Genomic DNA, 13,132 nt, shown 5'->3' on the forward strand with positions numbered 1-13,132 from the left:
TCGAAATCCGCTACGACAAGCACACATACGGCTCACTGTCGCACCCAATGCTATCTGGCGTCGTGCTGCAAATATTTGTGGGCGAACGCGATCGCCATGCTGCCCTCGCCGACCGCTGAAGCGACGCGCTTGACCGGGCTCAATCTCACATCCCCACAGGCAAACACGCCAGGAACACTCGATTCGAGGAGGTAGGGATCCCGGCTATGGGACCAGCGTCCCGCCTTGACGACGTCGTCGCCTGTGAGAACATATCCGCGCACATCGCGTGCGATTTCCTCTGGCAACCACTCAGTCTCTGCATCGGCGCCAATGAACACGAACAATCCACCACAGTCGTGTCGACGCACCTCTGCGCTCAACCCATCGCGTACGTCGATCGCTGTCAGATGAGTATCGCCGTGCGCACCGACTACTTCCGATCGCAGTTGCACCCCTACGTTTGGCTTCCCACGAAGCTGCTCGACGAGGTAGCGAGACATGCTCTTCTCCAGCGAATCGCCTCGCAGGACAAGCGTAACCATGCGCGCATGATTGGCAAAGTACAACGCTGCCTGGCCGGCCGAGTTTCCACCACCGATCAGATAGACGTCGAGGCCATGAGTAGCGTTCGCTTCGCTGCGTGACGCGCCGTAGTAAATGCCTTTTCCGATAAACCGGTCGAAGCCGTCGATCGCGAGGCGGCGCCACGTGACGCCAGTCGCGAGAATGATCGTTCGCGCTCGGATGACGCCGCCTCCGTCGAGGTGAACGCTACGGCCGGAGACATCGATTCGAGCGACAGACCGTGTCACCAGAATCTCTGCACCGAGCCGCCTTGCCTGCTGCAGTGCACGGCTCGCCAGTTCGTCGCCCGACACGCCGTTGGGGAAGCCGAGGTAATTCTCAATACGCGAGGAGGTCCCGGCCTGCCCGCCTGGCGCTTCGCGCTCCAGCACCACAGTACGCAAGCCTTCCGACGCACCGTACACTGCCGCAGCGAGACCGGCCGGCCCGCCACCAATGATCATCGTGTCGTATTCGGCGAGGCGAGGCTGTGTCTGCAGACCCAGCAACTCCGCAAGCTCTCGTGTCGCAGGTCGGCTCAGCACCGTCCCGTCGACCAGTCGCAATGCCGGGCAATCCTGCTCTGGCGGACAGGTTCCAGGCCAGCGCGCCGTCACTTCGGGCGCATCCGGTGTCATCCAGTCGTAGCTGATCTGGTTGCGCGCGAGGAACTGGCGCAACGCGGTACAAGCGGTGTCCCAGCGACTTCCAATCATGGTCACGCGGGCCTTGGGCGGCTCGGCGGAGAGGCCCTGCAGTCCGCCAATCCGCTCACGCGCAAGGGCGCCCATCTTGAACGCAATTTCCGGCGACGCCGCAGCAAGTACGTAGTAACGCTGAGCGTCCACGCGCATGACACGCGACGGCTCCGCGGCCCGATAGGCACCTGGAAACGGCGAACTCAGCGCGAGCGGCACTTCGCCAAAGATGGTTCCGGGCAGACGCCAGCCCAGCGTGCGCTCGATACCGTCGAACGTCTTGATGACTTCCATCTTGCCGGACACAACGGCGTACAGTGCGCGCTCTCCACCTTCATGGACCGCGAACTCACCCGCGCACAGATGCAGGTCTGCGCACGTGTGCGCAAGATGCTCTAGTTCGTTGTCAGGGAGTGTTGAGAACAGCGGAATCGCCCGGATGTCGTCGATTGTCAGCATGGCTTCGTCCAAACAGGCAAGTGAGGTGAAGCTCGGTCCACTTGGTTTCACGTCGCCCGCCTGGCCAAAAGAACATGCGCAAGCAGACGGCTCAGCCCCTGGCGTTCGATCCGAGGCGGGCACAACGCCGTTAGTCTTCCCGCACCGAGTGCACCAATACCGCTCGAATAGTTATGCGAACGCATACCACAGCTGCGCGATAGACAGCAGGCAGACCGAGCCAGTATATGACTTTCGGATGCGAATGTTTATTCACTGGAGCCAGTTCCCCGGTCTAAGCGCGGCGATAGCGTTCGCCGCTCCTCCGAGGCAACCGAGGTCGGAGGTCCGCTTTGTGCCTCACGACACGAATGACGGCTCCTGGCCGCACCCGGTCCAATGTCGAACTACCGAACTCGACCCTCACCGGATCTTCGCCTCGCGATAAATCAGCCATTCCCGAGCCACGCTTGCCAGCCCCGAGCCACCAGTTCACACGTGAACGCTCATCCACCTCGCGGACCGGCTGGAAGCACTGCTCGGGCTGAGGGCTAGCGCGTTTGCTTGTACTGGAAACGCGAACAACTCAACTTTCTCCTCACCCCGCCGATATACCGCTTGAACGCAGCATTGGATTGGACAGGGGCAATTTCCTGCGAAACGCCGCTCACCGAACAGGCCGGCGCCGCCGGGCACGTCTCGAAGAGGACCCTTCCAGATCGAAGAATCTTCCAGCCCCGTAGCGTGCGTGCCAGCACGACACCGAAGGCCGCCTCAGGAACCACCAGTAGCTCTCCACGTAGAGTCCACCCAGTTGTCAACGCCGCGAGCATGGGCGAAGCCACAATCACCCAATTCAGGTACCTCAAAAGGGCGGCCTTCACGATCATGAAACGAATCCATGCCGCGTTCCTTGCCGCAGTGCTGATCGCTACGATTGCACCAGCATGTCAGGCGCAGTACACCACCGACTGGGTGGCAAACACACTTGGGACCAACGCCACCCGCGTGGGTAACGTCGCGCGCTCCATGTGGGTCGCGCCCGAGGGCGTCATCTATACGGCTTCAATGTGGGACGAAAACGAGGGCGGAGTCGCCGTATATCAGAACGGCCAAAGCACGGGGTCCATAGGAGGTCACGGCGATTTTCAGGGCGGAGCCATTACCGGCAATGCAACTTCAATCTTCGCTGCTTTGGCATTTACTACCACGTACGGCAGCGGCACGGTGGGGCGGTACGATCGGACCAGCCAAACGCGCAATTTGCTCATCTCGGTCAGTGCGACAACGACCGAGCAGCGGGCTGACGTAATCACGGGACTCGCGACGTCGGGCTCACTCCTTTATGCGAGCGACTTTCCGGGAAATCGGGTCCGGGTCTACACCACCGACGGCACCTGGCGACAGGATATCAACGTCGCAGGCCCAGGCGGGCTCGCCGTGGACAGCGCCGGAAACATCTGGGTTGCGCAGAAGAGCGCGGGCGCGATCCTCGAATTCAATCAGGCCGGCGCGCCGCTGAACACCATCCAGATGTCCGCCACCTCTCGACCGGCCGCGCTGTATTTCGATTCGGTGACCGGGTATCTCATGATCGGCGACGAGGGCCCCGACATGAACATCAAGATCTACAATATCTTGAGCACGCCATTTCTGGTCAGTACGTTTGGCATCCAGGGCGGATATCTCGACACCACGGCTGGAATAAAAGGCCAGGTCGGCGACAAGCGGTTCACCCGCGCCACCGGCATCGGCAAGGACTCCGCCGGCAACCTGTACGTGCTTAACAACCCATGGGGCGGAAGCTGGGACCTCGGCCGAGACGGCGGCACCGACATTCACTCCTACAACAGCTCAGGCACCCTGCAATGGAAGCTTCAGTCTCTCAACTTCGAGGGGAGCGCCGCTCCGGACCCGGGTACTGACGGCGCCTACTTATATGGAGGCACCAACATCTACACAGGCACCGCTGGAGGAACCTTCGTAGCGAACACTGTCGATCCAATCGACTATCCTTCTGATCCACGCATCAACATTAACGATCGCTCACGCGATGAGCACTTCGGTCAACTCGCCGCCGTCGGCGGAAACCGTATCCTGGTAGCGTCCGGCCAGAATCCCGATACCTTCTACTTCTTCCACTTCAATGCTGCGAATGGCTACATCGCCATACCGGATGGCTCGATTCCAGGGACAGCGTTCAATACGACCGCACCGGTCAGGGACGGATTCTGCCTTGACAGCAAAGGGGACGTTTGGGCCGGTTTGGACAAGACGAATGCCATTTGGCACTATCCGCTGACCGGCTTTGACGGCAACGGCAAGCCGACATGGGGAGCAGGAATTGCAACGCCCATTCCGAGCACGATCACGCCATTGTCGCGGATCATCTACCTGCCCAATAGCGACACCATGATCCTGGCGCAGGGGCTTGGCGGGAGCTCAGGTTGGACGTCGATCGGAACGAGGGTCGAGGTGTATCACGGCTGGCTCGCAGGCAACACCACGGCTCCCAACCCCGTGATCAACCTCACCAGCGCCAATCCCAAGTCGATCACGGCAGCTGGCAACTATCTCTTCGTCGGATACGTACACACCGTACCCAACATCGACGCCTTCAATCTCAACACAGGCAACCTGGACACCACGTTTATCAACGGCAGCCCCAGCACCGTGTACGTAGGTAATGACGTGGATTCCATGTACGGCCTTAGATCGTACCTTCGGTCGACCGGAGAGTACGTGGTCACCAAGGACAACTACAACGGGACCAGCATCAATATTTATCGTTGGACACCCTGATCAACCGGCTCGTCGCGCCCACGCCCGCGGCGAGTGCCTTAAGTCATGTCGATCTATCGCCATTTTTTCTTTTCACAAGCAGCGTTTGCCCGGAAAATCCGGCACAGCCTTCCGAGAAGCTTCGAAAGTCTGAAATCTTTAGTCGCTGAAGCGCTTGCCATTCGCCTGGTAACCGCTTCTCAGCTCATCCGGGCCAACGTAATGGCCCGCTCGGGACACGCTGTCACGCACAAGCCGCACGCCCGGCACGCGTCCGCGTTCGGCGTGTACGCGACCTTCATTCCGTGCACGCGCAGCTTGAATTTCTGCAGCGGACCCAGGCGCTGATAATCTTCTGTGTCGATCCGGCGGATTTCGAAAACGTCCTCGGGACACACGACCGCGCAATCGGCCTTGCCCTCGCATCGATTGAAGTTCACAACCGGTGCGATCACGCCCGGTGCCTGCTTGCAAGTGGACGCCGACGCATCGCTCATGCTGCGTCCTCTTGCGGCTTGCCGCGACCGCACCGCATGCCGTTCGAAAACTTTTCGCGCTCCTGGGGTGTCATCTGTTCCCAGCGGCGCCACTGCTGGCGTCCACGCCAGCCGCCATGCCCCCGGAATCCGCCGAACAAGATCCGGCTCAGGATCAACAGGCCCAGGGCATGCGCAAAGTCGATCGCACGAGCCCCGACGAACAGCGCCGGGACAACCCAGTTCCACAAAGTCATCACCATCCATCCCAGCACCGCAATGCCCACAACAATCAGCAGTGCCTTGCGGAGGAATCTCAGTCTGAAATTCATTTACCTTCTCCTTTAAATATCCAGTTCGTCATATACGGCTTGCAAGCGGGCGCGCAGATGCAGCACCGCGTAGCGCTTGCGCGCGAGCAGCGTGTTCAGGCTTACGCCGCTCTCGGCAGCCAGTTCCTTGAAGCTGCGTCCCTCGAGTTCGTGCGCGATGAAGATGTCACGCTGGTTGTCCGGCAATTCGTCCAGCGCGTGCTGCAAGGCTGCCAACAGCACCGAGCGGGCGTAGGCGGCTTCCGGTCCGGCATCGTGCGCAGGCAATGCGAGATCCAGCCGATACTCGTCGTCAGCGTGCTCGGCGCTTTCGTCGGTCCCAGCGGTTTCAGCCAAGGGTTGTTCTTTCTTCTTGCGAAAGCGGTCGATGATGCGATTGCGCGCCACGCGAAACAGCCAGGCGCTCACTTGTTCGATAGGTTCGGGAAGCCGGTACGCCCGCACGAATTCGTGAAGCACGTCCTGCAGGATGTCTTCAGCGTCGCTCGGGTCACGCACGCGACGCCGGATAAAATTTCCGAGTTTCGTACGCTCACGCAAGACGGTTGCGGTGATGTCGCTATTTCTATCGATCATCGGGGGCGTGGGCGGCGGCGGTTCCATACATGGGGAGACGTTTCACAATCGGGAATATTGTGGTCGGCAGGAAAAAAACCAGCACTGCACGCCGGGCGCCTGCGACGTGGACAACAGGAGACCACGATTTGGTCTGCGATGGCGGCCTTGGGTGGGGAGATTGGAGCTTCGCGCGCGGGCGCACGCATTCCGGCTTTTCGGCAATCGGTAGAGCGAAATAGGGCGCGCGTTTGGGGGACGGGCTGGCCCGGAGCAAGGGTGGCTCGGAAGCAGACGTTCCGATTATCCACCCAGGCGGGTCAGCGCCCGTTCGATGCGGCGCTGACATGATCCAGATTGAGCGTTCTTGCTAAGCGGCGTAGTGACCTTCGGTACCGACGGAAAGCTCCCGCCAGCGCTCGAGTTCGGCGTGCATGCCTGCGAGTTTCGCATCCGCTGCATTAACAGCCATCGATCCCGCGATAAAACGCATCGGCGGCTCGGCCTCGTTTGCCAGACGCACCAGCGCTTCGGCAAGCTTCGCGGGATCGCCCGGTTGCTGACCATTACGTTGCTCGAAATACGCCCGACGCTGATCGCGCCGGTCGTCGTAATCGGCCACGACGGAGTCGCCGAAACGGAGCGATTCGCCGGTGAGAAAGTCGGTACGAAAAGGACCGGGCTCGACGATCGTCACGAAGAGGCCAAACGGCGCGACTTCCTTGGACAAGGACTCCGAGAATCCTTCGAGCGCAAACTTGCTGGCGCTGTAGAGCGAGCACGATTCCACGCCTAGAATGCCGGCGATTGACGAGATGTTGAAGATGCGTCCTTTGCGGGCAGCGCGAATGATGGGTAGCGCCGCCCAGGTCACGTTGAAAACACCGAACAGGTTGGTGGCGAACTGGGCCTGCGCGTCCTGGATCGTGTTCTCTTCGAAGAAACCCAGATGGCCGTAGCCCGCGTTGTTGACGAGCACATCGATCGATCCGAATCGCGACACGGCGGCCTGAACGGCGGCTTGTGCTTGCGCCGCGTCCGTGACGTCCAGCACAACGCCAAGCAGTTGATCGCTGTCCGCGCCCAGACCCTTGACGATATCTTCCCGCTTGCGCGCCGTGGCGACTACCCGGTCACCCGCCTGAAGGGCAGCCTTGGCGATAGTCGCGCCAAGGCCGCGACTGGCGCCCGTAATAAACCATGTTTTCTGCATCATTGGCTCCGCTGCTGAATGAGCCTCCATGGGACCATGGTGCGATGCCTGGACGATAGACCGATCCTCGCGCGTTCTTGCCTGAACGTGCAAAACATGAGTCCATGTGCTTGAGGTTTGAGGCTTAAGGCCGTTGATGAGCTAAGGCCTGGTCTTGACAAGCTGGCTCATTCGTCGAGTTCGCTAGCGCGACCGATTAGCCGGGCGGGGTTAGCCAAGAAGTCTTCAATCGTTCCCTCGTCCTCGAACAGCATCTTGAGGACGCATGCTTCGTCATCGGTCAAACCGGCATCGGCCAATTCGCCGTCGCGACCGATAGTGTCGCAGTCTTCAAGGGTCAACTCTGCAATGACAGCAGAGGACAGCTTGACGGGCCACTTTTCACTGAACGCGACGGTGACCACTTTCCGCGCTTCATCATAGGCTCTGATCTCGACGCTGATGTAGGACATGGTGTCGATTTCTCCAGTGAACGTCCCCGGGATGGCTTGCGCTGCGCACCGCCATGCAGCGAAGTTTAGCAACACACTATTGCTCATGGGCAACGTCTTTCCAGGAATTTCTTGGTAGATCGCCAACTAATAAACGTGCTTTTGAAGTACTACTTTGAAGGCACGAGCACTCCTTAGGTTTTGTCTAAGGAACAAGCCCTGCTCTATGGAACGCTTGATGCATAGCAAAGTGGCTAGCCCTTTCATTCGACGGTTTTGCTTGCCCAACCGGAGCGCGCCCATGTCAACTGAAACGTTCGAACTTGCCACTCGCTTTTCGCACATCCGGCCACAAGACACCCCTTATCAGGATCAGGGGTTGCGCGATTTTTTTCTTTATCGTGATTTAGGCATCGCAGACGCGACCGGAGGCAAAGTGGTCGCGCAACTCGTCAAGGCGAACAATGCACCAGAGCAAGGCACAGGTTGGCACCGTCATGAGGCCGAATTCCACATTGTGATCATGCTCAAGGGGTGGGCGCGCTTCATGTACGGCGACAAGGAGACCCTGGTCGCGACGGGTGACTGCGTTCATCAGGCACCGGGGATCGTGCATTACCTCTTCGATTATTCCGAGGACATGGAGTATCTGGAGATAGTCGGTCCTGCCAACTTCACGACCATCGACGTAGAGGGTCCGTGCGAGGTTCCAGCATTCACGCCATGGAAGAGCCAGCAACCTGCGTGAAACGCGGCCTAGGCAGTTAATTCAGGCAGTTAATTCATCAAGACCCTTCGGGCTGCGCATTCATATCAACGCGCGGTGCGACGGGTCGCGTGAGCGGCGCCAACGACTGTAAAGGCTGCGCGCGGGCGTTGATGACCACCGGGTTTGGCTCGTTGTCGTGGATCATTGCGCGCACGCGTGGATAGATATGGCGTTCCCAGCGCTTGCCGTTGAACACGCCATAGTGTCCCACGCCCGTTTGCACGTGATGAGTCTTCATGTACGGGCGCAACTTGTTGCATAGCTCCTGCGCGGCGAGCGTCTGGCCTACCGCGCAGATATCGTCGCGCTCGCCTTCTACGGTTAAAAGCGCTGTGCGGCGGATCAGAGACGGATCGACCGTGCGCCCGCGCACTTCAAGTTCGTACAGCGGCAACGCGTGCCGCTGAAAGACCGTGTCGATGGTCTCGAGATAAAACTCGGCGGTCAGATCCATCGTCGCAAAGTATTCTTCATAGAATATGCGGATCGCCTCGGCCTTCGCGGGGTCGCCCTTGGCACGCTGATAAGCCATGTCTTCGAACGCATCGAAATGACGCGACGGATTCATCGACATGAACGCCATCAGTTGCGTGTGGCCCGGATAAACGCGCCGGCCCGCGCCGGCAAAACCCCATGGTACGGCGCTGATCAGGTTCCGCTCGAACCATTCAATCGGCTTGCTTTTCGCCAACACGTTCACGGAAGTCGGATTGATGCGCGTGTCGATAGGACCGGCCATCAGCGTCATGCTGGCCGGTTGCAGCGGATGATCGTCGGCGGCCATCAGCGCAACGGCCGCAAGGGCGGCGACGGTCGGCTGGCAGACAGCGAGCAAGTGAGTGTTAGGACCCAGCGCGACAATAAAATCGATGACGTGCTGCACATATTCGTCAAAGCCGAAGCGGCCCTGCATCAGGGAGACATCGCGAGGATTGATCCAATCGGTGATATAGACGTCGTGGTCGGGCAGCAGGGTGCGCACGGTGCCCCGCAGGAGCGTGGCGAAGTGGCCGGACATCGGCGCGATCACCAGCACGCGCGGTTGTTTGGGTGCGCCTTCTTTCGCAAAATGCAGCAGCGAGCAGAACGGCGTGGCAAGCGTGATGTCCTCGACCACGCGCACGCTTTTTCCATCCATTTCCACCGAGTCGATGGCGAACGGGCGCCGGCTATGCGTAAGCGCAGAAAGCGCCAGCAGGTCGCATGTGGCCCGCAGCGAGCGGCCCTGAGGCGTTTCGCCGATAAACGGCCATGCATCGAGCGCGTGATTGATAAGTGCCGCGCCATGGCGTACCGGCAACGTGAGGTCAGCCATCGCCTGATAGCCGGAGTATGCGAATGGATTCATCGCCTTTCGCTTGAGCGCGTATTGTCGAATGCTGCAAAATAACGCAATACGTATGCCAACGTGGAGCGTCAGCATGAGTACCGCTGAAAGTGGCACATCCCTTGCAGCATTCCTGAACACGCACTGAAATTGCCGTCTTTTGGTGCGTCTCTGCACCCGCCGCGCACTTTGGCGCGTGTGCTTCGCGAGAACCGCCGAGGAGTCTCACATGACGAAAGCTACCCTCACCATCAGCAGCAAGAACTATTCGTCGTGGTCGTTGCGAGGCTGGTTGCTCGCGAAGTTCAGCGGTTTGCCGTTCGACGAATTCGTGATGCCCATCGACGATGCCGGCGCGCGCGCCGAACTGCTGCTGTTAACGCCGTCCATTCTAGTCCCCTGTCTGGTCCACGACGGCATCAAGGTATGGGACACGCTCGCGATTGCGGAGTATCTGAACGAGGTGCGCCCGAAAGCGGGGTTGATGCCCGCCGACAGGCGCATGCGTGCACATTGCCGTTCCATCTGCGGAGAAATGCATTCGGGCTTTGCTTCGCTACGCTCGGCGTTGCCGATGAATATAAAAGCGCACTTCCCGAATTTCACGATCTGGGCGCGTGCGCAGACGGATATCGAGCGAATTACGGCAATCTGGCTCGAATGCCTCAAGCAATATGACGGCCCCTATCTGTTCGGCGCGCTAAGCGCAGCCGATGCGATGTTCGCACCGGTCGTCACGCGTTTTGTCACATATGACGTCAAGCTCGAACCGGAGATCGTGGCGTATTCGCAGCGCATTCTTGCACTGCCGGAGATGCAGCAGTGGATAGCGGACGCGCAGCAGGAGGTCGAGGAGATCGACGAGCTTGACGCGGAGTTTTGAAACTCGCGTCAGCTTGCCAGCTTCCTGAACGTTTCCAGCACGGCGTCGCCTTTGAACGGCTTGACGATCCACCCCTTGACGCCGGCGGCCTTGCCTCGCTCCTTCATGGCCGGGCTGCTTTCCGTGGTCAGCATGATGATGTTGACCGTGGTGTTCACGAGTTCGCCGCGAATTTTCTCGACCATCGTCAAGCCGTCCATGTTGGGCATGTTGACGTCGCTGATCACGAGTTTGATCCCCGGGCTCGACTTCATCTTCACGAGGCCGTCTTTCCCATCGACAGCGGTCTCCACATCCAGCCCGTTCTTTCTCAAGAAACCGGCGACTTCGTCGCGTACCGTGCTCGAGTCATCGACTACAAGAATTTTCGACATGATTTTTCCCTTAAAGAATCAGAACAGATCCAGTTCGCCTGCTTCAACCACCGCGCCAATATCCTGCGTGACTTCACTGAAGTCCTCGGGTGACCAGCTCAGGTTGAAGATGAAGCGTTGATGAAGTTTTACCGTGTGACCCGACTGCTCGTTGGTCAGGTGGTATACGAAACACAACTGCGGGTTCGCGGTGCCGAACGAAATGTACTTCTGCTTGTGGTTGACCAGCAGAGGCACTTGCACCTGATTGCGTGCGAGCGCGTCCGCGTCTCCAAGATAGCGGTTCTTGAACGAACCCCAGATCAGGTTGGTGATCTCGCCGAGCAGACTATTCAGGTCGCGGAAGTCCGCGCGAGCGTCACACATCTCGTGTCTGTCGAGGAGGTCGAGAATGGGTTGCTCTTCGGCCTGCATCATCATGTAACCGCGGCACCATGCGCTCTCCAGCGGAATCAGACTGAACACCTCGCCGAAGATGATGCGATCCCGCACGATGCAGGGCGTGTCCCATGTGATGCTTACGTCCTTGAAGAGGCTGGTCAGTATCGACTCGGTGATTTCCAATATGCCGCGCACCAGCGCGTTCGGATACTCCAGGCTGAAGATATATTCGTCGATGACCCGGCGCAACGGCGCCATGTCGCCGGCAAGGTACGCGGCGCACAAGACCCGGCGCATGCCTTCGGGCAGACCATCGAGCGTGGGACTCGATTCGCGGCGAATGATGATCGGCAGTTCCGGACGCACGGTGCTGATCTTGATCGCTATCTCGGCGCTCTCTTCCAGGGAGCCGCCGTAGCTTTCGGAAAAGAGGATTGCACCCAGATCGATATTCGATCGCAGCACCGACAGCAAGCGGTTCTTGCGCACCTTCAGACCGACGAGATTGTGTTCGTCGCAGAAGCGCTTGATCGCGTTTGCATGGGCCGGGCTATCGTCGAGGACCAGCACTTTGCTGACTGGCCTGTTCTCGTTCATATCGCTTGTCATCATGATGTTTGCGCCACATTAGAACAACTCGAGCTCGCCGCTGCTTTCTTCAACGGCCGTCATGTTGGCAACGAAGTCGATGGGTGCATGCGCGCACACGCAGACCGTTGCGGCAAGCTGGACCGACCCATTGATGGTGATTGCGTATGACGAGAGATAGTCCGGCTTCAACTGTTCAAGGTGAGACAGGCAGCGGGCACTGAGCACGTACGGCGTCGACATCCCCAGATCCGGAAAGTATCGGAGCAGATCCTGATTCACGGCTCCGCAACACAGATTGCAGATTTCCAGGAGCGCGTCCTGGAGAGACACTTCGCTGCCGTTCTTGACGAAATGATCGCGCGTGCTTGCGTCATCGTCGAAATGGAAAACCAGCAACAGCCTGAACAGGATGGACGATATGGTCAGGATGATGACGTTAGATTCGGGCCGCGCGCTGTCATAGCCTTGCGCCAGCGGGACGATGTCGCACGCATCGTCCGACTGCTGGGGCAGTCTCGATCGTGCCGCCCGGAGGAGGATGCCTTCAATACTGGCTTGTGCGTTGCTGCTGATCATTTCGGCGCCTAATGAAGCCTTGCTTGAAATTGATCGGCAAGCACCTCGACGCTGCTAAGCGATGCGGTGATCATCTTCCCGCCCGCCTGGATGTCCTGGAACGTGGCCGTCGTTGTCAGGTCATTGCGGTGCAGGCTGTCCCGGTAGCTGCGCGACAGTTCTTCCGAGCGCGCGGCCAGCGCCCGCACTTCGCTTGCGACCACTGCAAATCCACGCCCGGCGGTTCCTGCCCGCGCAGCCTCGATCGACGCGTTGAGCGAGACGATCACCACATGCTTGACGATGGACGACAGCTCGTGGTTCTTCGCATGCATGTCCTGGTTCTGCGTCATCAGCGAGATCATCTGTTCGTGCCACCGCTCGAAGGTCGCGGCCAGGCTCTTGAGCCGCGACGCTTCGCCGGCAATCCGCTTGGCCTGATCGAGCAACTGTTCCTTGTCCTCAAGGGCTGTTGCCAGCGCCGAACGATCTTCGCCGGCTATCTTCAACTGCCTGGCGAGATCTTCATGCAATTGGGCGAGCGAGGCTTCCAGCTCCCGATTCTTTTGCTCGCCTCCGTCGATCAAGGCGCTCTGTTGCGCGCTGGTTTGCGATAGCGTTTTGATCCGGGCGTCAGATTCGAATCGCAGCCGGGCCATCGCTCTTGCGCTATACAACTTGTGCAAGGGCAGGGCCACGATAGCGGTCATCACACCGCCCGCCAGAGCCGCCAACAGATACTGTTCAATCACAATCAATCCTTCCGTGTTTCAATCGATGCG

14 protein-coding genes are annotated in these 13,132 nt (G+C 59.4%); 3 read left to right on the plus strand and 11 right to left on the minus strand.

Annotated features, from left to right (window positions below; all coding sequences use genetic code 11):
* Nucleotides 1-50: 50 nt before the first annotated feature.
* Nucleotides 51-1,703: a cyclic nucleotide-binding domain-containing thioredoxin-disulfide reductase gene (locus tag M0D69_RS17155; RefSeq protein ID WP_301783155.1), complete on the minus strand. Its 1,653-nt coding sequence runs from the start codon at nt 1,701-1,703 to the stop codon at nt 51-53.
* A gap of 810 nt (nt 1,704-2,513) precedes the next feature.
* On the opposite strand from M0D69_RS17155, the gene M0D69_RS17160 reads away from it, so the two are divergent.
* Complete coding sequence (locus M0D69_RS17160) at nt 2,514-4,484, plus strand: SMP-30/gluconolactonase/LRE family protein (RefSeq protein ID WP_301783156.1); 1,971 nt, start codon at nt 2,514-2,516, stop codon at nt 4,482-4,484.
* A gap of 179 nt (nt 4,485-4,663) precedes the next feature.
* Here M0D69_RS17160 and M0D69_RS17165 read toward each other — a convergent pair whose 3' ends face one another.
* The 5 genes from M0D69_RS17165 to M0D69_RS17185 all read right to left on the minus strand — a co-directional run bounded on the left by M0D69_RS17165 (nt 4,664) and on the right by M0D69_RS17185 (nt 7,491).
* Nucleotides 4,664-4,960, minus strand: coding sequence for a ferredoxin family protein (locus M0D69_RS17165; protein ID WP_301783157.1), 297 nt, complete (start codon nt 4,958-4,960; stop codon nt 4,664-4,666).
* Nucleotides 4,957-5,271, minus strand: a complete 315-nt coding sequence (locus M0D69_RS17170; protein WP_301783158.1) for a hypothetical protein — start codon at nt 5,269-5,271, stop codon at nt 4,957-4,959. Before M0D69_RS17170 ends, M0D69_RS17165 begins: the two co-directional genes overlap by 4 nt.
* A 12-nt stretch (nt 5,272-5,283) precedes the next feature.
* Entirely contained in the window at nt 5,284-5,874 is a 591-nt protein-coding gene (locus M0D69_RS17175; protein ID WP_301783159.1) for an RNA polymerase sigma factor, read from the minus strand.
* 322 nt (nt 5,875-6,196) lie between these two features.
* Nucleotides 6,197-7,042 (minus strand): oxidoreductase, encoded by an 846-nt coding sequence (locus M0D69_RS17180; RefSeq protein ID WP_367619723.1) that lies wholly within the window; start codon nt 7,040-7,042, stop codon nt 6,197-6,199.
* 164 nt (nt 7,043-7,206) lie between these two features.
* Nucleotides 7,207-7,491 carry a hypothetical protein gene (locus tag M0D69_RS17185; RefSeq protein ID WP_301783160.1) on the minus strand — a complete coding sequence of 95 codons (285 nt, stop codon included), beginning with the start codon at nt 7,489-7,491 and terminating at the stop codon, nt 7,207-7,209.
* A gap of 280 nt (nt 7,492-7,771) precedes the next feature.
* Between M0D69_RS17185 and M0D69_RS17190 the strand changes: the two genes are divergently transcribed.
* Nucleotides 7,772-8,218 carry a cupin domain-containing protein gene (locus tag M0D69_RS17190; protein ID WP_301783161.1) on the plus strand — a complete coding sequence of 149 codons (447 nt, stop codon included), beginning with the start codon at nt 7,772-7,774 and terminating at the stop codon, nt 8,216-8,218.
* A 37-nt stretch (nt 8,219-8,255) separates the two neighbouring features.
* Here M0D69_RS17190 and M0D69_RS17195 read toward each other — a convergent pair whose 3' ends face one another.
* Complete coding sequence (locus M0D69_RS17195; protein WP_301783162.1) at nt 8,256-9,587, minus strand: polyhydroxyalkanoate depolymerase; 1,332 nt, start codon at nt 9,585-9,587, stop codon at nt 8,256-8,258.
* 208 nt (nt 9,588-9,795) lie between these two features.
* On the opposite strand from M0D69_RS17195, the gene M0D69_RS17200 reads away from it, so the two are divergent.
* A complete protein-coding gene (locus M0D69_RS17200; protein ID WP_301783163.1) occupies nt 9,796-10,449 on the plus strand; it encodes a glutathione S-transferase family protein in 654 nt (217 codons plus the stop codon).
* An 8-nt stretch (nt 10,450-10,457) separates the two neighbouring features.
* On the opposite strand, the gene M0D69_RS17205 is transcribed toward M0D69_RS17200, so the two are convergent.
* From M0D69_RS17205 to M0D69_RS17220, 4 genes are read right to left on the minus strand one after another with little or no spacing between them, the layout of a single operon-like run.
* On the minus strand, nt 10,458-10,823 hold the full coding sequence (locus tag M0D69_RS17205; protein WP_301783164.1) for a response regulator: 366 nt from the start codon (nt 10,821-10,823) through the stop codon (nt 10,458-10,460).
* A gap of 18 nt (nt 10,824-10,841) precedes the next feature.
* A complete protein-coding gene (locus M0D69_RS17210) occupies nt 10,842-11,801 on the minus strand; it encodes a chemotaxis protein CheX (RefSeq protein ID WP_301783240.1) in 960 nt (319 codons plus the stop codon).
* Nucleotides 11,802-11,831: 30 nt separating this feature from the next.
* Nucleotides 11,832-12,371 carry a hypothetical protein gene (locus M0D69_RS17215; protein WP_301783165.1) on the minus strand — a complete coding sequence of 180 codons (540 nt, stop codon included), beginning with the start codon at nt 12,369-12,371 and terminating at the stop codon, nt 11,832-11,834.
* Between the two features lie 8 nt (nt 12,372-12,379).
* Nucleotides 12,380-13,102 (minus strand): methyl-accepting chemotaxis protein, encoded by a 723-nt coding sequence (locus tag M0D69_RS17220; RefSeq protein WP_301783166.1) that lies wholly within the window; start codon nt 13,100-13,102, stop codon nt 12,380-12,382.
* Between the last annotated feature and the right edge of the window lie 30 nt (nt 13,103-13,132).

It is taken from the genome of Caballeronia sp. SEWSISQ10-4 2 (genome assembly GCF_030464885.1).
GTDB lineage: Bacteria > Pseudomonadota > Gammaproteobacteria > Burkholderiales > Burkholderiaceae > Caballeronia.

What these genes read in the sequence shown, in the direction of transcription:
- M0D69_RS17155 (WP_301783155.1), bottom strand. Translation starts at nt 1,703, where the DNA reads ATGCTGACAATCGACGACATCCGGGCGATTCCGCTGTTCTCAACACTC.
- M0D69_RS17160 (WP_301783156.1), top strand. Translation starts at nt 2,514, where the DNA reads ATGGGCGAAGCCACAATCACCCAATTCAGGTACCTCAAAAGGGCGGCC.
- M0D69_RS17165 (WP_301783157.1), bottom strand. Translation starts at nt 4,960, where the DNA reads ATGAGCGATGCGTCGGCGTCCACTTGCAAGCAGGCACCGGGCGTGATC.
- M0D69_RS17170 (WP_301783158.1), bottom strand. Translation starts at nt 5,271, where the DNA reads ATGAATTTCAGACTGAGATTCCTCCGCAAGGCACTGCTGATTGTTGTG.
- M0D69_RS17175 (WP_301783159.1), bottom strand. Translation starts at nt 5,874, where the DNA reads ATGGAACCGCCGCCGCCCACGCCCCCGATGATCGATAGAAATAGCGAC.
- M0D69_RS17180 (WP_367619723.1), bottom strand. Translation starts at nt 7,042, where the DNA reads ATGATGCAGAAAACATGGTTTATTACGGGCGCCAGTCGCGGCCTTGGC.
- M0D69_RS17185 (WP_301783160.1), bottom strand. Translation starts at nt 7,491, where the DNA reads ATGTCCTACATCAGCGTCGAGATCAGAGCCTATGATGAAGCGCGGAAA.
- M0D69_RS17190 (WP_301783161.1), top strand. Translation starts at nt 7,772, where the DNA reads ATGTCAACTGAAACGTTCGAACTTGCCACTCGCTTTTCGCACATCCGG.
- M0D69_RS17195 (WP_301783162.1), bottom strand. Translation starts at nt 9,587, where the DNA reads ATGAATCCATTCGCATACTCCGGCTATCAGGCGATGGCTGACCTCACG.
- M0D69_RS17200 (WP_301783163.1), top strand. Translation starts at nt 9,796, where the DNA reads ATGACGAAAGCTACCCTCACCATCAGCAGCAAGAACTATTCGTCGTGG.
- M0D69_RS17205 (WP_301783164.1), bottom strand. Translation starts at nt 10,823, where the DNA reads ATGTCGAAAATTCTTGTAGTCGATGACTCGAGCACGGTACGCGACGAA.
- M0D69_RS17210 (WP_301783240.1), bottom strand. Translation starts at nt 11,801, where the DNA reads ATGAACGAGAACAGGCCAGTCAGCAAAGTGCTGGTCCTCGACGATAGC.
- M0D69_RS17215 (WP_301783165.1), bottom strand. Translation starts at nt 12,371, where the DNA reads ATGATCAGCAGCAACGCACAAGCCAGTATTGAAGGCATCCTCCTCCGG.